The organism is Microbispora bryophytorum (genome assembly GCF_043197435.1).
In the GTDB taxonomy this organism is placed as follows: domain Bacteria; phylum Actinomycetota; class Actinomycetes; order Streptosporangiales; family Streptosporangiaceae; genus Microbispora; species Microbispora bryophytorum.
Genome location: NZ_JBICTF010000003.1, coordinates 720,620 through 742,936, shown reverse-complemented (window position 1 = coordinate 742,936; position 22,317 = coordinate 720,620). Strand labels below are relative to the sequence as shown.

Below are 22,317 nucleotides of genomic sequence, written 5' to 3'. Positions count from 1 at the left end.
CCAGTATCCGCAGGCTCTCGTTACCGGTATCGCGGCGGCCGCATCGTTGCGGTCATGACCACTGTCACCACCCGCGCGCCGGCCGCGCGGCGAACCTCGCAGACTCTGCTGCTCACCGTCATCCTGGCGGGGCAGTTCATGGCCGTCCTCGACGCCACCATCGTCAACGTCGCCGCGCCCACGATGCGCACCGATCTCGGGGCCACCGGCTCGGGGCTGCAACTCGTCATCTCCGGCTACACCGTCGCGTACGCCATGCTGCTGATCACCGGGGCGCGCCTCGGGGGGCTGTTCGGCTACCGGCGGCTGTTCCTCACCGGGCTCGCGGTGTTCACGGCCGCGTCGCTGATGTGCGGGCTCGCCCCGTCGACCGGCGTGCTGATCGCCTTCCGGCTGGTGCAGGGCGCGGGAGCCGCCCTGATGGTGCCCCAGGTGCTCAGCCTGATCCAGGTCACCTTCGACGGCGCCTCGCGGGGGCGGGCGCTCGGCGTCTACGCCACGGTCATCTCGGCCGGCGCGGTCGTCGGCCAGGTGCTCGGCGGGCTGCTGGTGACCGCCGACCTGTTCGGCACGGCCTGGCGGCCGGTCTTCCTGGTCAACGTGCCGATCGGGCTCGCCCTGCTGGCCGTCGGAGCCCGGAGGCTGCCCGCCGCGCACGTGCGGCGTGAGCAGGGTTTCGACGTGCCCGGCCTGGTCACCCTGTCGCTCGCGGTCTGCCTGCTGGTCGTGCCGCTCGTGCTCGGGCACGAGGAGGACTGGCCGCTGTGGGGGTGGGTCGCGATGGGCCTGTCGGTTCTCGCGCTCTGCGCGTTCCTGCTCGTGGAGCGGCGTGCGGCGCATCCGCTCGTCCCCGGCCGCCTGCTGCGCGCTCCCGGGGTGGCCGTCGCCGCGGCGGGCATCTTCCTCGTGATGGCGGCGTACGGCGGCTGGCTGTTCGCCATGGCCCTCCACCTGCAGGGCGACCTCGGCGACAGCGCCCTGCGCGCGGGCTGCCTGTTCATCCCCGCGGCCGCCGCGTTCGGGCTGACCAGCCTCAACTGGAAGCGGCTGCCGGCCCGCCTGCACCGGCCGATGATCGTCGTGTCCGCCGTCGTCACCTGCGCGGGCGAGCTGGCCCTGGCGGCGGCGCTGTCCGGCGGCGGCCACGGCGAGCCGCTGCTGGAGATCAGCTTCGCGGCCATCGGAGCCGGCATGGCGGGCACCTTCAGCCCGCTCATGGCGGTGGCGCTGGCCCGGGTCGCGCCCGCTGAGGCGGCCGACGCCAGCGGCCTGCTGGCGATGATGCTCCAGCTCGGCCAGGTCGTCGGCGTGGCCGCCTTCGGCACGCTGTTCCTCAGCCTCGCCCCGTCCACGCACGCCGCCACGGTGACGTCGCTGTGGCTGGCCGCGGTCTCGCTGGCCGCGGGCGGGTGCGCGCTGCCTCTCCTGCGCACCCGCCGGAACCCGGGATGAGCCCCCGCACAAGCGCCCGCCCGAGCACCGGATGAGCCCGGACGAGCACCGGATGAGCCCGGACGAGCACCGGATGAGCACCCGGGCGGGCGCTCAGATGAGGCCGAGTGCGAGCATCGCGTCCGCCACCCTCCTGAAGCCGTCGATGTTCGCGCCGGCCACGTAGTCGCCCGGCATGCCGTACGCGTCGGCGGTCTCCAGGCAGCGGGCGTGGATGTCGCTCATGATCTCCTGGAGCCGCCGCTCGGAGAACTCGAACGTCCACGAGTCGCGGCTGGCGTTCTGCTGCATCTCCAGGGCGCTGGTGGCCACGCCGCCCGCGTTCGCGGCCTTTCCGGGGCCGAAGGCCACCCCCGCCTCGCGGAACACCCGGATGCCCTCGGGCATGGTGGGCATGTTGGCGCCCTCGCCGACCGCGACGCACCCGCCTCGCACGAGTGCCTCGGCGTCCTTGCCGGTGATCTCGTTCTGCGTGGCCGAGGGGAGCGCCACCTCGCAGGGCACCTCCCACACGCTGCGCCCGGCGACGTACGCCGCCCCGGCGCCGCGGCGATCGGCGTAGACGCTGAGACGGCGCCGCTCGACCTCCTTGACCTGCTTGAGGAGGTCGAGGTCGATGCCCTTCTCGTCCACCACATAGCCGGAGGAGTCGGAGCAGGCGACGACGACGCCGCCCAGCTCGCTCACCTTCTCTATGGCGTAGACGGCGACGTTGCCCGAGCCCGAGACGACCACGCGCCTGCCGTCGAACGACGTGCCCCTCGCCTTGAGCATCTCCTCGACGAAGAACGCACAGCCGTAGCCGGTGGCCTCGGTGCGGACCTGGGCGCCGCCATAGGTCAGTCCCTTGCCGGTGATGACGCCGGACTCGTACCGGTTGGTGATGCGCTTGTACTGGCCGAACAGGTAGCCGATCTCCCGTCCCCCGACGCCGATGTCCCCCGCGGGCACGTCGGTGTGCTCACCCAGGTGCCGATACAGCTCGGTCATGAAGCTCTGGCAGAAGCGCATGACCTCCCGGTCGGAGCGGCCCTTCGGGTCGAAGTCCGCACCGCCCTTGCCCGCGCCTATCGGCAGGCCGGTCAGGCTGTTCTTGAAGATCTGCTCGACCGCCAGGAACTTGACGATGCCAAGGTAGACGGAGGGGTGGAAGCGCAGCCCGCCCTTGTACGGCCCGAGCGCGCTGTTGAACTCGACCCGGAAGCCGCGGTTGATGTGCACCTCTCCCCGGTCGTCCTCCCAGGGCACTCGGAAGATGATCTGCCGTTCGGGCTCGAAGATCCGCTCGATGATCTTCTGCTCGGCGTACTCGGGGTGCTTGCCGAGCACCGGCCCGATGCTTTCCAGCACCTCCCGTACGGCCTGGTGAAACTCGGTCTCACCCGCATTGCGGCGCAGGACGTTGTCGTAGACCGCCTCGAGCCTCTCGTGCAGCATCAACCACTCCTCAGTGTCTGGTTCCTCCCCATTTCACAGTAGAGATATCCGAGTTGTGAACACCCACGGCTCAACGCGTGGAACGCACAAGGGCCCGCCAGACGTCGATGACGAGCACCGGGCGCATGCCGACCGACCGGTAGAGGCCGAGTGCGGGAGTGGTGTTGTTGCTGTCCACGTGCAGGATCGTGCCCACCCGCCCGCGCCGCTCGTCGGCCTCGAAGGCCCGCGTGAGCAAAAGCCGGCCGAGACCGTACCCGCGGAATGCGGGCCGCACCGCCAGTGTGCGGACGTAGCCGCAGTTCTCGTCGGGCACGAAATGGTTGGTGCCGAGCAGCATGGCCGCGGGCTCGCCGTGGACCCGGGCCAGCAGCAGCTGCGTCCAGTCGTTCGCGCTGGACGCCTCCATTTCGCCGGCCCACTCCTCGAACGCCGTCGGCACGAACCCGAAGTGCTCGGCGAACGCCTCCTGCTGGACGGCGTGCGCCGTGCGTCGCGGTTCCTCACCGCCGGGTGCGCCGGTCTCGACCGTGACCCCGGGCAGGAAGAGGGGCCGCACGCCGGCGTGGTCGGTCCGCATGCGGTGGAAACTGGTCGCGGGCGCGAAGCCGTGCTCCTTGGCCGACTCGCGCATGACCGTGTCCTGCTCGTAGACGCTGACGTCGACGACCGCGTGGTCGTGCCCGGCCTCGCGGGCGAGGTCGCCGGCCCGGCCGAGCACCAGGTCCCACATCAGGGCGGCCGCGCCGGGCTCCCGCGCCTGCACGTCGACGTCGACGTTGTCGCTCGCCGCCTTGCGCCTGGCGTAGCCCCAGCACAGGAGCCGCCCGCCCGAGCGGACCACCCAGCTGTCGTGCTCCAGGTCCAGGTCGCCGAGAGTGTCGGCGATGTCGTCAAGCGTCCAGTCGGGCTTGCCGGTCACTTCGATGTCGTGCTCGGCGACCAGTTCGTGGATGGCCGCCGCGTCGGCGAGCGTCGGCCGCCGGATGTCGTAGTCGTTCACGCCACAGTTTGTACGCATCGCGACTTGTGAGCCACTTGCCGATGAATTGGCACGGTGACCGCAGCCCATCTCGCCGCGATCCGGCAGGGCACCGCGGACGCGGCGGCCGATCCTCACGGGCATCCCCCGCGCCCAGACCCGCAACGCGGACGGTTCGCGTGCGGGCCAGGGCTCGGGCCCTCCGGACAAACCCGCTCGCCGGCTCGCCGGTCCACAGCTAAGGCCACCGCGACGCCGGGCCTGAAATTTCCTCGCCCCGGCCCCGGCGGCGGACGAACGCGCAGGCCGGCGGACGGGCCCACGCCGGGCCGTTTGCCTCGGGCGCGGTGGCCGCTTTCGATGATTGGAGAGCCGGTATGCGGCCCCGTCCCCTCCCGGGAGCACGTGATGCCCAAGCGTCTTTCCGCGGCACTCGCGGCCGTCCTCTGCGTCGTGACCGCCGCCGCGGCGCTCGCCGTGACCCGGCCGGCCCCCGCGACGGCGGCCACCGGCGGGTTCGACTTCACCAGGGCGCAGGTCGCCGTCTCGGGGCTGCGGTCACCCTGGGGAATGGCCTTCCTGCCGGACCGCAGCGCCCTCGTGACCGAACGCACCACGGCGCAGATCTGGCGGGTGTATCCGGGATACACCCCTGCACTGGTGACCACCATCCGGAACGTCTACACGGCGGGCGACGGCGGCCTGCTCGGCATCGCCCTGTCCCCCACCTTCACGCAGGACCAGTTGATCTACGTCTACTTCACCGGCGCCTCCGACAACCGCGTGGTCCGGTTCCGGTGGGGCTACCCCGACGCGCAGCAGGTCGTCCTCGCCGGCATCCCCCGCGGCCAGTCCCGCAACGGCGGACGGATCGCGTTCGGCCCCGACGGCATGCTGTACGTCTCCACCGGCGACGCCGGGAACCCCGGCAACGCGCAGAACCCGGGCACCCTGGGCGGCAAGATCCTGCGCGTGCGGCCCGACGGCACGGTCCCTCCGGACAACCCGTTCGCCGGCTCGCCGGTCTACAGCTACGGCCACCGCAACGTCCAGGGCCTCGCCTGGGACGCGGGCGACCGGCTGTACGCCACGGAGTTCGGCGAGGACGCCTGGGACGAACTGAACGCCATCGTCCCCGGGGGCAACTACGGCTGGCCGGTCTGCCAGGGCGTGTGCGGCGACTCGCGCGTGCGCGACCCGCTCGTGACCTGGCACCCGGCCGAGGCGTCGCCCAGCGGCCTCGCGTACGCCAACGGGACGCTCTTCGCCGCGGCCCTGCGTGGCACGCGACTGTGGGCGCTGCCGGTCGCGGGCGGCGCCGTGGGCACCCCGGTGACCGAGCTTCAGGGGAGGTACGGACGGCTGCGCACCGTGGCCCTCGGTCCGGACGGCTGGCTGTGGGTGACGACGAGCAACTACGACAGCGGCGGGACTCCGGTCTTCGGCGACGACCGGATCATCCGGATCCCGCCCGTCGGCTCGTGGCCGCCGGCGAGTCCGTCGCCCTCACCGTCGGCCGGTCCGCCGCTGTCACCGTCACCCAGCCCATCGCCCTCGCCGCCCGGCGGCTCCTCACCGTGCCCCTCCCCCTCGCTCAGCCCCTCACCGCCGCCGTCGCCCAGCCCTTCGCCGTCGTTCAGCCCCTCGCCGTCACCCAGCCCGTCATCGTCGCCGGGCGCCTCCTCTTCGCCCAGCCCATCACCATCGCCATCACCCAGCCCGTCGCCGTCACCAAGTCCGTCGCCGTCACCCAGCCCGTCACCTTCCCCGAGCCCGTCGCCTTCGGCCAGCGCCTCGCCGTGCCCCTCCCCCACGCCCAGCCCTTCACCATCGCCGTCACCCAGTCCCTCACCGTCGCCCAGCCCGTCGCCGTCGCCCAGCCCGTCACCGTCGCCTAGTCCGTCGCCGTCCGCGGGTACCCGCTCGTGCGAAGCGACGATCCGGTTCGTCCTCTCGTGGACGGCGGCCTCACGGGGCGAGCTGACGGTGCGGAACACGGGAACGCTGCCCATCTCCTCGTGGATCGTCACCTTCACGGTCCCCAACGGCCTGAGCTACGTGCAGTTGGGGAACGGCGGCTACACCCCGCGGGGAGGCACGGTGACCGTCACCAACCAGCCCTGGAACGGCACGCTGCCGCCGGGCGCGGCGGTGACGATGGACTTCGCGATCGGCTGGTCCGGTGGCACCGTCGAGGTGCCGGTGGCCACGTGCACGGCCGCCTGATTTACCTGTCCGTCCTGTCCGCGCCCGGCGGGGAGACCGGGGAGACCGGGGAGACCGGGGAGACGCGGATGCGGGACTTAGGACGGGTCCCGCACCCGCGCCACGGCGTCACCGTGTCGGCGGAAGCCGCCGGAATATTTTCCCCTGGCGATGAAATTTTCCCGGCCCTGACCGCCGGCCCGGTCGGTGGCACAGGACACAACACGCTGGTCAGCGGGAAACGGCGAGAGCGTGGCGCGGAAATGATCGCCCACTTCACAGGACGGTGATTGCACGGAGCCCGGCGGACGCGTTCGATGGGTCACGAGCCGGAACCCGACGTCCCGACCTGGAGTCTCTGATGCCCAAGCGCCTCGCCGCGGCACTCGCAAGCACCCTCAGCGCGGTGACCGCCGCCGCCGCGCTCGTCGTGACCCAGCCGCTCCCCACGAGCGCGGCGACCGGCGGGTTCGACTTCACTCGCGCACAGGTCGCCACCACCGGGCTGCAGGTCCCCTGGAGCATCGCCTTCCTTCCGGACGGCAGCGCCCTCGTCTCCGAACGCGACACCGCCGCCATCGCGCAGGTGCGTCCCGGATCGGCGCCGACGCGAGTGGCCACCGTCCCGAACGTGTCACCGCAGGGCGAGGGCGGCCTGCTCGGCATCGCCGTCTCCCCCACCTACGCCCAGGACCAGTGGGTCTACGCCTACTTCAGCTCCGCGTCCGACAACCGGGTGGTCCGGTTCCGGCTCAGCGCCCCCCAGACCCAGCAGGTGCTCCTTTCCGGCGTTCCTCGCGCCCAGTTCCACAACGGCGGGCGCATCGCCTTCGGCCCGGACGGCATGCTGTACGTGACCACGGGAGACGCCGGGACCTCCGCCAACGCCCAGAACCTGAACAGCCCCGGCGGCAAGATCCTGCGGATGCGGCCCGACGGCACGGTCCCTTCGGACAACCCGTTCTCCGGTTCACGCGTTTACAGCTACGGCCACCGCAACGTCCAGGGGCTCGCCTGGGACGAGAGCGGCAGGCTGTACGCCACGGAGTTCGGCCAGAACACCTGGGACGAGATCAACTACATCCAGCCGGGCCGCAACTACGGCTGGCCGACCTGTGAGGGCGTGTGCAGCGACTCGCGCTTCACCAATCCCATCCAGACCTGGAGCACCTCCGAGTCCTCTCCGAGCGGTCTCGCGTACGCCAACAGCACGCTCTTCGCCACGGCCCTGGCCGGTAAGCGGCTGTGGACCGTACCGGTCAGCGCCGGCAGCAGAACGGGCAACGCGGTGGCCGAGTTCCAGGGGACGTACGGACGGCTGCGGGCCGCGGCCGTGGGCCCGGACGGCTGGCTCTGGGTGACGACGAGCAACCGCGACGGCAGAGGGACCCCGGTCGCCGCCGACGACCGCATCGTCCGCGTTCCGCCCGCAGGCGGATCGTCGCCCAGCCCCTCAGCGTCACCCAGCCCCTCAGCGTCACCCAGCCCCTCGGCGTCACCCAGCCCTTCGGCGTCGCCGCGCGTGTCGCCGTCCGCCAGCCCCACGGTCTCCCCCAGCGCCTCGCCGTCGACCGGTGCTCGCGCGTGCTCCGCGGCGTACCAGATGTCCAATCAGTGGCCGGGCGGCTTCCAGGGCGCGCTGACGGTGCGCAATTCGGGAACGGCGGCCATCTCCTCCTGGACCGTCACCTTCACCTTCCCCAACGGCCAGAGCATCACCCAACTGTGGGGCGGCCACTACACGCAGTCGGGATCCACGGTGACCGTCACCAACGAATCCTGGAACGGCGCCCTCGCGCCGGGCGCGTCGACGACGGCCGGCTTCACGGGCAGTTGGTCCGGCGGCGCCAACGGAACGCCGTCGTCCGTCACCTGCACGGCGTCGTGACGCCCGCCTGGATCAGCGTGGCCCGACGAACAGCGTCTGCGTGGCCGTGCCGACCTCGCCGGACCGGTCGAACAGCGTGGTGCGGGTGAGCCCGCGTCCCCGTGGGCCGATCGTCGTGGCCGCGTCCAGGCAGACCCACTCGTCTTCAGGAGCGCGGAACAGCGAGATGGTGAGGTCCACGTTGGCGAACAGGTAGGCGTCGAAGTCCAGGACGCCGCTGATGCCGTTGCCGCTGTCGGCGAACATCGCGAGCCGCTCCAGCGGCGTGATCTCCTCGCCCTCGACCAGCGGCACCCGGGCCCTGCCCCACGCCACGGCGGGCCCGGCCTCGTCCGGGGAGCCCTTGACGAACCGCCAGTCCGTGGCTCTGCCGTACCCGAAATCCCGTGCGATCCAGGAGTCCGCGTCGCCGGGGGCGGACGGCGGGACCGGCGCGGGCGGCGGCGCGGCCTCACTCGCCGGGCTGCCGGCCTCCCTGATGCGCCACGCGGTCGCCCTGACCAGCTCGCGCCCGCCGGAGGTGACGGAGGCGCCGAGGCACTGCACGCGCCTGCCGTCCCTGATCATCTCGGTGCGCACCTCCACCTCGGCGGCCGGGACGGGCGCGAACACGTCCACCGCCAGCCGGGCCGTCGGAAGCCCGGGGAACCGGCTGGGGACGCGGGCGAGCTCGTGCACCAGCAGCGCGGTGACCGGCCCCATGTGCTGATGCCGCGGATCCCACGGCCCCTGGGTGTGCTCCGTCGCCCGGTAGCGGCCCTCGCCGAGAGGGACGTACATCGCCATGGAACAAGATTCTAGAGGCGGCTCCGCGGGCCCGTCCGGCCGGTGCCCTCGCCACTCGGGGGTCCGCCCGCCGGCCCTGGCCGGTCCGGGCCGCTACGCGGAATCCGTGCCGGAGACCGCATATCCCGGAATCGACGGCCACCGGACGGTGAGCACCACCGACTCCTCTTCGGCATGCCAGGAGTGATCGACCCCGTGGCCCCACACGACGTAATCGCCCTGATTCGCCAACAGCACGCTCCGCCCGGGAAGTTCGACGCGGAAACGGCCGCTGATCAGCACGAGGAGCGCGGTGCGCTTCTCGCCGGTGACCCATTCCGCACGCCGGTCACCCCGGGGATGCGCGTACCACTTGATCTCGACGTCCTCGCTGTGCCGCACATCGGCAGCGGGTTTGAAATGCCCCAGCAGCCACCCACGGTCGGCGACCGAGTCCAGATGAGCGTTTCCCACGTATACGTTCTCCGCCATAGCCCCGCACGGTACCGAAGCCGTCAGGACCTGCGGGCTGTCTGCGTGTCAGGATGACGAAGCGACGACCGTCGGCACCTGACACTTCTGCGGATTCGAATCAGGGATGTACGACTGGAACACCAGCCGACCGGCCTGCCAACGCGACGTGTCGGGGCATGGGGAGGAACAGCGCCCACCGGTATGTCACCTTCTGCAACCGCCTGGCAATCGGGGACCGACCGCGGGGGATTACAACGGCAGCATGATCCCCGTTCCCACCCCCGCGTTGCTCAAGCAGGTCGCGGCAAACGAGAACAACGTCTACGCCTCCTACCACCGGCTGATCGGTGCCGCCCTCGCGAAGCAGGTCACGCGCGACGACTCCTACCAGCGGCTCGTCGTCCAGTGGAGCAAGCTCAACCTCGTCCCTCCCGGGGAGACCAAGGAGGCTACGGGACGACGCAGGGCGGCCGAGCTGCCGCAGTTCGTCACTGATCTCAACCAGCTTCCCGCTCCCGCGGCCGACCAGGCGCAGCAGCCGGAGGAGGATTTTCCACCGGTGGCGGAGAGCCCGTGGTTCATCGGGCTCCTGAAACTGATCGAGGCGAATGTCGTCCTCCCGATCGAGACTGGTTCGCCACGAGCGACGGCGAGTTTGCGGACCTGCTTCGGGGACGAGGCCGCGGCGGCCGCCCCCCGGTTCCGGAAGATCCTGCAGCAGCTGCGGGCCATCCACGCCCGCTCAGACGGCAAGAGCAAAGGGATGCTCTACAACCCGCAGCTGCCCCGCTCGATGGGGGCGCTCGGGCGGGGCAGCGGCGCGGAGGCGTGCATCGACCTGAGCTCCAGGTTTCGCCCGCATCTCATGTCCGACGTGGAGGCCGCCTCCACGCTGGTGCACGAGGGTTCGCACACGATCGCAGTGGAGCCCACCGTCGACTTCGCCTACCGCAACGCCCACGCCCACTACTTGCTGCCGTCGAAGCTGGCGCTCCTCAATGCGGGCAACTACGAGCAGGTGGTCATCGACCTGATCGGTGGGATGCCGGGACAGCTCAACGCCGGTGATGTCAAGGCCCTGCGGGACGGCGCCGGCGACTCGCTGGCGCAGGTGCACGCGTTGATGTGCTCACGGGTGGTCCGCGCCTGGGTCCGCGTCTACGACCTGATCGGCCTGGCCGCGAACGGGCGGATCACCGCTGAGGAACTACGCGGACTGCCGCCGGTGCCTTCAGACTCCAGACCTCTGCTCACCGCTCTGCTGAGAGAGTTCTTCGCCCAGCTCGAAACCCTGATGAGCGTGGTGAACACCTACCTCGTCCTCAGGCTCGGACCCAAGCCGGACGACGAGCTCAACCGTGCTCCGGAGCAGCGCACCAAGGACGATCCCGGCGCGCACCCGCGGCCGCCGACACCCGACGACATACAGCCTCTGACCTTCGAGACGACGCGCACCGCGACCACGGTCACCGTCTCCTTCGGCTGGGCCTCGGAAGGCACCCCGGACGCCATCGCCAGAAACGTCCTCTTCGAGCTGACCGACCGCCTCTGGCAAGGCGGGCACAGCGCCTTCAACGGCTCCGAAGTGGCCCACCTCGTCCAGTCGATCCAGCTCACCGATCGCCCGGGGCTGCGTGCGATGCTCGAGGACTACTACGCGAGTCTGAGCAGAAAGGCCAAGATCGACTAGGGCGCGCCGCATCTTGTCGTGATCACCACGTGGTTCGGGTCAGCCGCGCTCTCACCCCGGCCAATCGACGTCACCGCGCTGCGCTGGTGACTCGCCCCCTCCCCGCGCGGGCGACACCCGTCCCGCCGGGGAAGTGATGGGGCAAATAGGGTGCTGCTATGGAGTATCGACGACTTGGCACCACCGGCCTCAAGGTCAGCAGGATCTGCCTCGGCATGATGAGCTACGGCGAACCGGCCAAGTGGGGCGGCTGGGTCCTGAACGAGGACCAGGCCGAGCCCATCGTGCGTAAGGCGGTCGAGGGCGGCGTGACCTTCTTCGACACCGCCGACGTCTACTCGGGAGGCGCCAGCGAGAAGGTCACCGGGCGGCTGCTGCGCAAGGCCTTCCCCCGGCGCGAGGACTACGTCCTGGCCACCAAGGTCTACTTCCCGATGGGCGAGGGCAGGAACGACTGGGGCCTGTCCCGCAAGCACGTCATGTCGGCCATCGACGCCTCCCTCGACCGCCTCGGCACCGACTACGTCGACCTGTACCAGATCCACCGATGGGACGACGAGACGCCGATCGAGGAGACCATGGAGGCGCTCAACGACATCGTCCGGGCCGGCAAGGCCCGCTACATCGGCGCCTCCAGCATGTGGGCATGGCAGTTCGCCAAGGCCCAGCACGTCGCGGACAAGAACGGCTGGACCCGCTTCGTCAGCATGCAAGATCATTACAACCTGCTGCACCGCGAGGAGGAGCGGGAGATGATCCCGCTGTGCCTCGACCAGGGTGTGGGGCTGATCCCGTGGAGCCCGCTCGCGCGCGGCCTGCTCGCCCGCGCGGGCAGGCAGGCCGACACCGTACGGCAGATCGGCGACGGAGCCAGGCAGGAGCAGCTGTACGGCGGGCCCGCCGACGAGGCGATCCTGGAGCGAGTGGCCCGCACCGCCGAGGAGCGTGGCGTCTCCCCCGCGACCCTCTCCCTCGCATGGCTGCTCAGCCGCCCGGGTGTGACCGCGCCGATCGTCGGCGCGACCAAGGAGCACCACGTGGACGACGCGCTCGCCGCGGTCGAGCTGAAGCTCACCGAGGAGGAGATCGCCTTCCTGGAGGAGCCGTACCGGGCGCGGCCCCAGCAGTTCTGACCGGGAGGCTCCACGCTCACCGGGCCCGGGACAGTGCCTATCCGGGCAGGGACTCGGCGGACGGATACGGGCAGCGACTCAGGCACGGAGTCGGGGGCGGCGGCTGGACTTGCGGGGGCTCGGGGCGGGGACGTCAGCGGTCGGTGGTGCGGCGGCGGCGGGCACGGCGCGGGTAGGCCTTGGCCGTCTCGGCCAGCCGCGCCGCGTGCTCGGCCTGCTTGCGCCAGTGCCCGTAGGCGTCGCCGCGCTGCGCGAGCCGGTCCAGCTCGCGCATCGTGGCCAGCGGGATGAACGCGGGCTCGGCGTCCCGCCACGGCGTGCCGGGCAGCGGCATGAACGTGTGGGTGTGGATGCGCGCCCCGGGATCGGCGAGGTCCGCGGCGAGCCGCAGGGACGCCTCCTGGTCGTCCGGCGACTCGCCGGGCAGTCCGAAGACGAAGTCGACGTTCGGGCGGAAGCCGGCAGCGCGCCGGTGCGCGACGCGGTGCGGATCGTGGTGGAACACGGCGCCGATGATGATGTGAGATGCCATGGCGGCCCTCCCACGCGGGCCGTGGCCGCGACCGGCGGCGGCGAGCACGCGGTCGGAGCCCGACTGCGCTTCACCCCCCGGCCCGAAGGCCGGAGCACCGGCCCGCAACTCGGTAGCGCTTGAGCAGCCGCATCGCCTCCGGCGTCACGTGCTTGGGACGGATCTCGGAGGGGAAGCTGCCGAAGAACACCCGCCCGTTCGGGGGCAGTTCCTCTTTGACGCCCGCCAGCAGTTCCTCCACGGCGTCCAGCGCCGGCTCCGGCCCCTGCGTGCCGTACGAGAGGGCGGTGGGGGTGATGAAACGGACGTCGCGCAGGCCGTGGGCGGCCATCCGGCGGACGTGAGCGCACGCCGTCCACGCTGCGGTGCCGGAACCTGCCGCCGAACATGAAGGCCGAACATGAAGGGGCGTCTGACAGAAGCGGCACGTGTAGGCGCAGCCCCTCGTGATCTCGATGGGCCCGAAGTGGCGGCGCCGGTCGGGGAAGGACGGAAAGGCGTCCAGCGGTAACTGCGGGGCCGGTGGCGTGCTCAGCGCCCTGCCGTCACGCACGGCCAGGCCGGGCACGGCGGTGAGCAGCCGGTCCGCGCGAAGCGCCTCGACCAGGGCGACGATCGTCGGCTCCCCCTCGCCGATCGCGGCGAGGCCCCAGCCGGCGTCGATACCTGCTGCGGCTCGGCGGTGGCGTGCACTCCGCCGGCGATGGCGGGGAATCCGCCGGCGTCGACGGCCGAGTGAGCGTTCACAACGCGTCTTCCGATCGGCTCTCCTCTCCATGGGGGGTGATGAGAGGTGGTGTGGGGCGGAGCCAATACGAGGCGGAGATCCCTTGTCAAGGGCCTTGATACTTGTGCACCGCACCGTGCAGGGTCCGAGTGCAGCCCAACTGGGGCGTTGCCGGGACGTCCCACGAGACCGGCGAGAGGCGGGTGGTGAAACTTTCATCCCTTTCCCCCGCCCAATCCCCGGGTAGCCGAAAGTTTCGGAGCGCAGATGCCATCTGCTTAACCGATTTGGCATACGCAGCTTGGCCAGGTAGCCCGAAAGTTTCCGTTGAAGTCTTGACAAGTTTCGGGAAGGTTTCCACACTGATCCTCCGAGGCGGTCCCCCGCTCCCAGGTGGTGGTGCACGTGCAGGGGGCCGCCGATCACGACGCCCTGGTGGTGTGCGTTCTCAAGCGACGAGGCGCGGCGTCGATATCACGGGAACTTCCGTGTTCCCTCGGTGATTCAGTTATGGAGGCTCAGACATGGGCGAAAACGTCATGTCCCCGCCCGGAACCCGGCTGCGCCGGGTTCTGGTCGCCGGCGCTCTCGGCGTGCTCACCGCGGCAACGGCGGTGGTGTCGGTGACGGCCCCCGCCGACGCCGCAGCGAGCACGCTCGGCGCGGCCGCCGCGCAAAGCGGCCGCTACTTCGGCACCGCCATCGCCAGCGGCAAACTCGGCGACGGGAACTACACCGGCATCGCGAACCGTGAGTTCAACATGATCACGGCCGAGAACGAGATGAAGATCGACGCGACTGAGCCGAACCAGGGCCAGTTCAACTTCAACAACGCCGACCGGATCTACAACTGGGCGACGCAGAACGGCAAGCGGATGCGCGGCCACACCCTGGCCTGGCACTCCCAGCAGCCGGGCTGGATGCAGTCCCTCAGCGGCAACTCGCTGCGCCAGGCGATGATCAACCACATCAACGGCGTCATGGCCCACTACAAGGGCAAGATCCCCTACTGGGACGTGGTCAACGAGGCGTACGCCGACGGCAACTCCGGCGGCCGCCGCGACTCCAACCTGCAGCGCACCGGCAACGACTGGATCGAGGTCGCCTTCCGCACCGCGCGGGCCGCCGACCCGGCCGCCAAGCTCTGCTACAACGACTACAACATCGACAACTGGAGCCAGGCCAAGACGCAGGGCGTCTACAACATGGTCCGGGACTTCAAGTCCCGCGGCGTGCCCATCGACTGTGTCGGCCTTCAGTCCCACTTCAACGGCAACAGCCCCTACCCCAGCAACTACCGCACCACCATCTCGCAGTTCGCCGCCCTCGGCGTGGACGTCGCCATCACCGAGCTGGACATCCAGGGCGGGTCGTCCTCGACCTACGCCAGCGTCGTCAACGACTGCCTTGCCGTCTCGCGCTGCGTCGGCATCACCGTGTGGGGCGTGCGTGACAGCGACTCCTGGCTCGGTGCGAACACCAGCCCGCTGCTGTTCGACAGCAACGGCAACAAGAAGGCCGCGTACAACTCGGTCCTGAACGCCCTCAACGCGGCCACGCCGACGACGTCGCCCAGCCCCGGCACCTCGCCGAGCCCGGGCACCTCGCCCAGCCCCGGCACCTCGCCCACCCCCGGTGGCGGCGGCAACGGGACGATCAAGAGCGTCGCCTCCGGCCGCTGCGTGGACGTGCCCAACTCCAGCACCACCGACGGCACCCAGTTGCAGATCTGGGACTGCCACAGTGGCACCAACCAGCAGTGGAGCTACACCTCCTCGCAGGAGTTCCGGGTGTACGGCAACAAGTGTCTGGACGCCGCGGGCACCGGTAACGGCGCCAAGGTCCAGATCTACTCCTGCTGGGGTGGCGACAACCAGAAGTGGCGCCTCAACTCCGACGGCACCATCACCGGTGTCCAGTCCGGCCTGTGCCTGGACGCCGTCGGACAGGGCACCGGCAACGGCACCCAGCTCCAGCTGTACTCCTGCTGGGGCGGCAACAACCAGAAGTGGACCTTCACGCAGTAAGGCCGGCGGGGCCGGCGACTCGGTCCGGCCCCACCTGCTGAACCTCTCGCTCTAGTCGCGAGCAAGGCCTCCGGTGCGCACGTCGCACCGGAGGCCTTGCGTTGGGCCGTACGCCCTCTTCCCGTTCCCGGGTCAGGGCTTCTCCGCAAGGGCGCCGTAGGCCCAGGCGTGACCTCCCGGAATGCGCTCCCGGTCCTTGTACTCGTCAGGCCGCCAGCGCACCACCTCGACCACGCCCGGATCGATCACCTGCCAGCCCTCGAAGAACCGCAGCACCTGGTCGAGGGTGCGGGGCACCATGGGCGCGGTGCTGTTGTCGTAGGGCTTGGTGAAGTCCTCCTCGCTCACCTGGGGAGCGAAGTCGAGCGTGATATGCGACAGCAGCAGGTGGCTGCCCGAGGGCACGGCGGCCTTGAAGGTCTCGACCAGGCCGTGCGGGTCCTCCTCGTCGGTGATGAAGTGCAGGACGCCCGCCAGGATGACGGCCACCGGGCGGTCGAAGTCGATCACGGCCCGGACCTCCGGGTGGGACAGGATCGTCTCCGGCTTCCGCAGGTCGGCCTCGATCACCGAGGTCATCCCCGCGGCACTGCCGGTCAGCAGAGCTCGGCCGTGCACCAGGACGATGGGGTCGTTGTCCACATAGGCCACCCGGGCCGCGGGGTTGACCTGCTGAGCGACCTCATGGGTGTTGCCCTGGGTGGGAATGCCCGTGCCGATGTCGAGGAACTGCGTCATTCCCGCCTCTCCGGCGAGATGACGTACCGCCCGGCGGAGGAAGGCCCGGTGGGCGCGAACGCCTTCGCGGGTGCCCGGTGAAACCCTGAGAAGGTGTTCGGCCGCCTCACGGTCGGGCGCGAAGTTGTCCTTGCCGCCCAGCAGGTAGTCGTATATCCGGGCCGGATGCGGAACCGCGGTATTGATTCGCGGAACGGGCCTGGCGACCGGTTCGCGGTCCGTCGGCTCTGACATCAGTGCTCCTTACTGCTGTCTCTCGATCGACAGGGGAGACAACGGCACCCGATCGCCCCGTCTCACCGCCGCGGAAACTTTCGCGGCCGATTAAGTGATTTTTCGGGAGACGGTATTCGTCCCGCCGGGAGCCGGTCAAGCCATCCGGCTCGCTCACCGGCCGGTCGCGGCCCGGCTTGCGGCCGGTCAAGGCCTGCGTCCTCGAATCGCGCACCAATTCGCCTAAAACGCCGCAATTCACTCTCTCCGCCATTGACGGCGGCGTATCGATATGACATCCACCTTTTCGTGAAGAAGATTCTGCCGCGGCTCGTCCTCGTCGTCCTCGTCGTCATGGCGAGCGGCTGCCAGAGCACCGCCGAGTCCGCGGCGCCGTCGCCCGTCCGCCCCACGGCTTCGGCCGCGATCGTCTCGCGGGAGGCCGTGGACGGGCGGACGGACAAACTTGTCATCGACTCGCCGGCCACGGGCGAGAGGCGCTCGGTGTGGGTGCTGAAGCCGGCGGCCTGGAAGCCGGGTTCCACCGGCTGGCGCGCGCTGTACCTGCTGCACGGCTGCTGCGCCGGCGGCGGCTGGGACTGGCTCAGGACGGGCGAGGTGGCCCGGCTGACCGCCGGCCTCGACGCCGTCGTCATCGTCCCCGAGGGCGGTTCGATGGGCTGGTACGCCGACTGGCGCGACGGCCCCGCCTGGGAGACCTTCCACCTGACCGAGGTGCCGCACCTGGTCGAGCCGCGATACGGCGTCGGCACGCGCCGCGCGATCGCCGGCTTCTCCATGGGCGGCCTCGGCGCGTTCGTCTACGCGGCCCGGCATCCGGGTGTGTTCGAGGCCGCGGCGTCGTTCTCGGGAGTGCTCGACACCCGCGACGACGTCTCCGGATATCGGGCGTTCATGGCGGACAACGGCGTGGACACCGAGGATCTGTGGGGCGACCCGGATGCCTGGGCGGAGCACAACCCCGCCGACCTGGCCGGGCGGCTGAAGGGCGTGCGCCTCTACGCGTCCGCGGGTGACGGCGAGCCCGGGCCGCTGGACCACGGGGACGGGCCGGTCGATCGCACCGAAGCCTCGATCATCCGGCAGAACCTGAACTTCGCCAGGGCCGCGGAGAAGGCGGGGGTGAAGGTGACGACGGATTTCTATGGAAACGGCACCCATACCTGGCCGTACTGGATCCGTTCGTTCGAACGCGCGCTGCCGCTTCTCCTACCCTGAGAGACATGGGACGGGCCAATGACGAGGCAGCCGCGGCGCTGCAGGAGTACGCCGAGCTTTTCGCGCTGAACGGCGGGGACGCCTTCCGCGTGCGCAGCTACCAGAAGGCGGCCAAGTCGATCGCGGGCTTCCCCGGGGACCTCGCGGAGACCGACGTGCGGTCGATCCCGGGCGTGGGCGAGGCGATCGCCAAGAAGGTCGAGGAGTTCCTGGAGCGCGGCAGCTTCCGCCAGCTCGACGACCTGCGGGGCAAGGTGCCCGAGGGGGTGCGCAGGCTGACCCGGATCCCCTCGCTCGGCCCGAAGAAGGCACTGTTCCTGTTCCAGGAGCTCGGCATCGACTCCCCCGCCGCGCTGGCCGGCGCGATCCGGGACGGCCGTTTGAAGGGCCTGCGCGGCTTCGGCGCCAAGACCGAGGAGAACCTGCTCAAGGGCATCGAGCACATGGAGCGGTCGGGCGGCCGGGTCCACCTCGGCGTCGCGGCGGATCTCGCCGAGCGGGTCATCGCCTCGCTGCCCGCCGACCGGATCGCCGTCGCCGGGTCGCTGCGCCGCATGAGCGAGACGATCGGCGACATCGACGTCCTCGCCGTCGGCGACCCCGGCCTGATGGAGCTGTTCGCGCGGCAGCCGTACGTCACCGAGATCGTCGCGAAGGGCGAGCGGAAGACCTCGATCAGGACCGACCGCGGCCTGCAGGTCGACCTGCGGCTCATCCCCGCCGAGTCGTGGGGCGCGGCCATGGTCTACTTCACCGGCAGCAAGGAGCACAACGTCCGCATCCGGGAGATGGCGGTCAAGAAGGGCTGGAAGCTGTCGGAGTACGGCCTGTTCGACGGCGACCGCCTCATCGCGTCGGAGACCGAGGAGGAGGTCTACCAGGCGCTCGGCATGGCGTGGGTGCACCCAGCGCTGCGAGAGGACGGCGGCGAGGTGGCGGCCGCGCTGCGGGGCGAGCTGCCGCGCCTGGTCGAGCTGCACGACCTGCGGGGCGACCTGCACACCCACACCGACCTCACCGACGGCATCGCGTCGCTGGAGGACATGACGGCCGCCGCCGCGATGCGCGGCTACTCCTACTACGCGGTGACCGACCACGCGCCCGACCTGGTCATGCAGCGCATGACCCTCGACAAGGCCCTCGCCCAGCGCGCCCGCATCGCCGAACTGCAGGCGAAATATCCGGATATGCGGCTGCTGCACGGCAGCGAGCTGAACATCGCCCCGGACGGCTCGGTGGACTGGCCGGCCGAGGTGCTGGCCGGATTCGACGTCTGCGTCGCGTCGGTGCACTCGCACTTCGGCCAGTCGCGGGAGGAGATGACCCGCCGTTTCATCACGGCCTGCGAGAATCCGCACGTCCACGTCATCGGCCACCCCACGACGCGGAAGATCGGCAAGCGGCCGCCGGTGGACGCGGACTGGGACGCGGTCTTCCGCGCCGCCGCCAGGACCGGCACGATCATGGAGATCGACTCCTACCCCGATCGGGCCGACCTGCCCTCCGACCTCGTACGGCTCGCGCGCCACCACGGCGTGAAGTTCTCCATCGACAGCGACTCCCACGCCGTCCCGCATCTGGCCCACCAGAGGTTCGGCGTGGGCATCGCGCAGCGGGCCTGGCTCACCCCGGACGACGTGGTCAACACCTGGCCCCTCGACCGCCTGCTGGCCCATCTGGGCAGGGACTGACCGCACGGCTCCCGCCGGCGGATCATCGGGCGCGCCGCCGTCGGCCCACCGCCGTCGGCCCGCCCCTGCCGGCCCACCCCTGGCCCACCCCTGCCGGCCCACCCCGGCCGACCCGGCCGGTCGGCCGGGGAAGCGCCGCCCTGTGGTTGCGTGCCGTAGCTTGATCGGAAAGGATGGGCCGCGACGCGCGATCCCCCGGCAACGAGCGGAGATCACTGACGCGGGTGCGGTCGTCTCTCCGTTCCGACCACTCCGAGGGCCCCCATGAGCGACACTTCTCCCGCCGACGACCCCGGCGTCCGCAGGATCGACAGCAGCGTGCCGCACTCGGCTCGCGTCTGGAACTACTTCCTCGGGGGCAAGGACCACTACCCCGTCGACAGGGAGGCGGGGGAACGGATCCGCGCCGTCTTCCCCGGGATGGTGGACATCGCCCGCCAGTCCCGGCAGATGCTCGTGCGCACCGTCGGCTATCTCGCCGGCGAGGCCGGAATCCGCCAGTTCCTGGACATCGGCACGGGCCTGCCCACCGTCGGCAACACCCACGAGGTCGCCCAGCGGCTGGCCCCGGCGTCCCGGATCGTCTACGTCGACAACGACCCCCTGGTGCTGGTGCACGCCCAGGCGCTGCTGACCAGCACCCCCGAGGGGGCCACCGACTACATCGAGGCCGACGTGCGCGACCCCGGCCGCATCCTGCGGGAGGCGGCCGGCACGCTGGACTTCACGCGGCCGACCGCACTCATGCTGATGGGCATCCTCGGCCTGGTGGCGGACTACGACGAGGCCCGGGAGATCGTGCGCCGGCTGCTGGCGGCCCTGCCCTCCGGCAGCTATCTCGCGCTCTACGACGGCTCCGACACCGACCCGGCGTACGTCGAGGCGCTGGGCCGCTACAACACCGCCAGCGGCGCCACCCCCTACACCCCGCGAAGCCCCGAGCAGATCGGGGGCTACTTCACCGGCCTGGAGCTGCTCGACCCCGGCATCGTCTCGGTGTCGCGATGGCGGGCGGAGGACAACCCGTGGGGCGAGCCCCGCGAGGTGGCCTGCTTCGGCGGCGTGGCGCGCAAGCCCTGACCCGCATCCTGCGGGCGACGCCGGCTCCCCCCGGCGCCGGCCGCGACCGCGTTCGTCTCGCCTGGGTCACGGGCGCGCCTGAACATCCCCCGGCGGCACGTGGGAGAAATGCGGCGGTAACGCGATGCGTCGATGATGGTCACGGTGCGCAGGCGGGTGACTATCGTGCGCCAGGGGATCGCTGCGGGTGAACGGCCCCCGGCGTGCGGCGCCCTGCGCCGGGGCTGCGGATCTCGGACGGCGGGGCCGGCCGCGGACCAACGGCATGTCCGGGGGGCATGACCGGGTGGCATGACCGGGTGGCATGACCGGGTGGCATGACCGGGCGGCGTGAGCGGGAGGATGACGAGATGCGCCAGTTGACGGCACTCGACGCGCAGTTCCTGAGCGTGGAGTCGGCGACGACCGCGACCCACGTGGCGGGTGTCGCCATACTCGACCCCTCGGCCTCGCCCTCCGGCGACCTGACCAAGGAGGCGCTGCTCGCCCTGCTGCGCGAGCGGCTCCACCTCGCCCCGCCGCTGCGGATGCGGCTGGCCGACGTGCCCTTCGGGCTCGACCGGCCGTACTGGCTGGACGACCCGGACGTCGACCTCGACGCGCACGTGCACGAGACCACTCTCCCGGCGCCCGGCGGGGAACGGGAACTGGCGGCGTACGTGGCGGACGTCCACGCGCGGCGGCTCGACCGCGGGCGGCCGCTGTGGGAGGCACACCTCGTGCACGGACTGGACGGCGGCCGCTGCGCCCTCTACATCAAGGTGCACCACTGTGCGATCGACGGCGTGTCGGGCTCGGAGATCCTGACCGCGTTGCTCGACCCGTCGCCGCAGCCGCGCCGGGTCGAGGCGCCCCCGGCCCCGGCGTCGCCGCAGCCGCCCGGGCTGCTCACGATGCTCGCCGGAGCGATCACCCGGACGATCGTCCAACCGGTGGAGACGCTGTGCTCGCTCGCCCGCGCCGCCGCCGACCTGGACGCGATCCCGGTCATGGCGGCGCTGCCCGACGCCCGGCTTGTGGCCCAGGCCGCCCGCGCGCTCGCGGGAGACGCGCGGCCGCTGCCCGAGACGCCGCCGCTGGTCGCGCCGCGCACGCCGTTCAACGGCCCGATCTCCGGAAAGCGGGAGGTCGCCCTCGGCTCCGTGCCGCTGTCGGAGGTCAGGAGGGTGGCCAGGGCCTTCGGCATGGGCCCGAACGACGTGGTGATGACGCTGTGCGCCTCGGCGCTGCGGCGCTGGCTGCTCGCCCACGACGCGCTGCCCGACCGGCCGCTGGTGGCGGCCGTGCCGGTGGCCCTGCGCTCCCAGCGGTCGCCGGACGTGGGCGGGGCCTCCCGGGACATCGCGGGCGGGCGGGTGGGCAACCGGATCTCGGCGATGATCACACCGCTGGCCACGGACGTCGCTTCCCCCGGGGAGCGCCTGGCCGCCGTCCGCTCGGCGCTGGCCGCCGCGAAGCGGCGCTTCGCCGTCTCCCACCGCACCTGGCTGGACGACGTGTGCGCGATGGTGCCGAGTGCCTTCGCGGCACTGGCCACGCCGATGGTGTTCCGCCTCGCGGGGGTCACGGGCGCGGGCGTCAACCTCATCGTGTCGAACGTGCCGGGCCCCCGCGTGCCGTTGTACCTGTGCGGCGCCCGGATGCTCGCCTACCACCCGCTGTCCGTGGTCACCGACGCCACCGGGGGGATCAGCATCACCTGCGCGTCGTACGACGGGCGGCTGGACTTCGGCGTCGTCGCCTGCCCGACCCGGTTGCCCGACGTCTGGAGCATGATCGGCCACCTGCGTGAGGCGATGGACGAACTCCTGGCCCTGCTCGACGACTCCCCGGACGCCCCGGCCTCGCACGACTCGGCCCCCGGCGACTCGACCCCTCACGACTCGACCCCCGGCGACCCTGCCTCGCTTGAGCCGGCCCCTCACGACCCGGACTCCCGTGCCCCGGACTCCCGTGCCCCGGACTCCCATGACCCGGACTCGCCGGGTGACGCTCCTCCCGCACAGCCGCGGGAGGAGCGGGAGACGATGGTGTCCGCCTGACC

At 71.1% G+C, this 22,317-nt stretch carries 17 protein-coding genes; 10 read left to right on the top strand and 7 right to left on the bottom strand.

Annotated elements, in window-relative coordinates:
- Nucleotides 1-54 precede the first annotated feature (54 nt).
- Nucleotides 55-1,452, top strand: coding sequence for an MFS transporter (locus tag ACGFIB_RS12625; protein WP_393371177.1), 1,398 nt, complete (start codon nt 55-57; stop codon nt 1,450-1,452).
- 93 nt (nt 1,453-1,545) lie between these two features.
- Here the strand turns inward: ACGFIB_RS12625 and gdhA are convergent, their stop codons facing one another.
- Both gdhA and ACGFIB_RS12615 read right to left on the bottom strand, forming a co-directional pair.
- A complete protein-coding gene (gene gdhA, locus ACGFIB_RS12620; RefSeq protein WP_357256618.1) occupies nt 1,546-2,889 on the bottom strand; it encodes an NADP-specific glutamate dehydrogenase in 1,344 nt (447 codons plus the stop codon).
- 70 nt (nt 2,890-2,959) lie between these two features.
- Nucleotides 2,960-3,892 carry a GNAT family N-acetyltransferase gene (locus ACGFIB_RS12615; RefSeq protein WP_393371173.1) on the bottom strand — a complete coding sequence of 311 codons (933 nt, stop codon included), beginning with the start codon at nt 3,890-3,892 and terminating at the stop codon, nt 2,960-2,962.
- Between the two features lie 387 nt (nt 3,893-4,279).
- On the opposite strand from ACGFIB_RS12615, the gene ACGFIB_RS12610 reads away from it, so the two are divergent.
- Both ACGFIB_RS12610 and ACGFIB_RS12605 read left to right on the top strand, forming a co-directional pair.
- Nucleotides 4,280-6,097, top strand: a complete 1,818-nt coding sequence (locus ACGFIB_RS12610) for a PQQ-dependent sugar dehydrogenase (protein ID WP_393371170.1) — start codon at nt 4,280-4,282, stop codon at nt 6,095-6,097.
- Between the two features lie 340 nt (nt 6,098-6,437).
- Complete coding sequence (locus ACGFIB_RS12605) at nt 6,438-7,964, top strand: PQQ-dependent sugar dehydrogenase (RefSeq protein ID WP_393371167.1); 1,527 nt, start codon at nt 6,438-6,440, stop codon at nt 7,962-7,964.
- 12 nt (nt 7,965-7,976) lie between these two features.
- On the opposite strand, the gene ACGFIB_RS12600 is transcribed toward ACGFIB_RS12605, so the two are convergent.
- Complete coding sequence (locus ACGFIB_RS12600) at nt 7,977-8,750, bottom strand: thioesterase family protein (RefSeq protein ID WP_393371164.1); 774 nt, start codon at nt 8,748-8,750, stop codon at nt 7,977-7,979.
- 93 nt (nt 8,751-8,843) lie between these two features.
- On the bottom strand, nt 8,844-9,221 hold the full coding sequence (locus tag ACGFIB_RS12595) for a cupin domain-containing protein (protein ID WP_191052183.1): 378 nt from the start codon (nt 9,219-9,221) through the stop codon (nt 8,844-8,846).
- Nucleotides 9,222-9,465: 244 nt separating this feature from the next.
- Between ACGFIB_RS12595 and ACGFIB_RS12590 the strand changes: the two genes are divergently transcribed.
- Nucleotides 9,466-10,893, top strand: a complete 1,428-nt coding sequence (locus tag ACGFIB_RS12590) for a hypothetical protein (RefSeq protein ID WP_393371161.1) — start codon at nt 9,466-9,468, stop codon at nt 10,891-10,893.
- Between the two features lie 158 nt (nt 10,894-11,051).
- A complete protein-coding gene (locus ACGFIB_RS12585) occupies nt 11,052-12,026 on the top strand; it encodes an aldo/keto reductase (protein ID WP_142570343.1) in 975 nt (324 codons plus the stop codon).
- A 133-nt stretch (nt 12,027-12,159) separates the two neighbouring features.
- Here ACGFIB_RS12585 and ACGFIB_RS12580 read toward each other — a convergent pair whose 3' ends face one another.
- Nucleotides 12,160-12,558, bottom strand: a complete 399-nt coding sequence (locus ACGFIB_RS12580; protein ID WP_393371158.1) for a hypothetical protein — start codon at nt 12,556-12,558, stop codon at nt 12,160-12,162.
- 70 nt (nt 12,559-12,628) lie between these two features.
- Nucleotides 12,629-12,889 (bottom strand): hypothetical protein, encoded by a 261-nt coding sequence (locus tag ACGFIB_RS12575; RefSeq protein WP_393371155.1) that lies wholly within the window; start codon nt 12,887-12,889, stop codon nt 12,629-12,631.
- A 920-nt stretch (nt 12,890-13,809) separates the two neighbouring features.
- Between ACGFIB_RS12575 and ACGFIB_RS12570 the strand changes: the two genes are divergently transcribed.
- Complete coding sequence (locus ACGFIB_RS12570; protein WP_357244137.1) at nt 13,810-15,312, top strand: endo-1,4-beta-xylanase; 1,503 nt, start codon at nt 13,810-13,812, stop codon at nt 15,310-15,312.
- 132 nt (nt 15,313-15,444) lie between these two features.
- On the opposite strand, the gene ACGFIB_RS12565 is transcribed toward ACGFIB_RS12570, so the two are convergent.
- Nucleotides 15,445-16,284, bottom strand: coding sequence for an SAM-dependent methyltransferase (locus ACGFIB_RS12565; RefSeq protein WP_142570339.1), 840 nt, complete (start codon nt 16,282-16,284; stop codon nt 15,445-15,447).
- A 288-nt stretch (nt 16,285-16,572) separates the two neighbouring features.
- Here ACGFIB_RS12565 and ACGFIB_RS12560 point away from each other — a divergent pair, with 288 nt between their 5' ends.
- The 4 genes from ACGFIB_RS12560 (at nt 16,573) to ACGFIB_RS12545 (ending at nt 22,315) form a co-directional block, all read left to right on the top strand.
- Complete coding sequence (locus ACGFIB_RS12560; protein WP_393371151.1) at nt 16,573-17,502, top strand: alpha/beta hydrolase; 930 nt, start codon at nt 16,573-16,575, stop codon at nt 17,500-17,502.
- Between the two features lie 5 nt (nt 17,503-17,507).
- The gene (gene polX, locus ACGFIB_RS12555; RefSeq protein WP_191052191.1) at nt 17,508-19,193 is read left to right on the top strand and encodes a DNA polymerase/3'-5' exonuclease PolX; all 1,686 of its coding nucleotides are present in this window, start codon (nt 17,508-17,510) and stop codon (nt 19,191-19,193) included.
- Between the two features lie 264 nt (nt 19,194-19,457).
- The gene (locus ACGFIB_RS12550) at nt 19,458-20,273 is read left to right on the top strand and encodes an SAM-dependent methyltransferase (RefSeq protein WP_142570332.1); all 816 of its coding nucleotides are present in this window, start codon (nt 19,458-19,460) and stop codon (nt 20,271-20,273) included.
- 350 nt (nt 20,274-20,623) lie between these two features.
- Nucleotides 20,624-22,315 (top strand): wax ester/triacylglycerol synthase family O-acyltransferase, encoded by a 1,692-nt coding sequence (locus ACGFIB_RS12545; RefSeq protein WP_393371146.1) that lies wholly within the window; start codon nt 20,624-20,626, stop codon nt 22,313-22,315.
- The last annotated feature ends 2 nt before the right edge of the window (nt 22,316-22,317 follow it).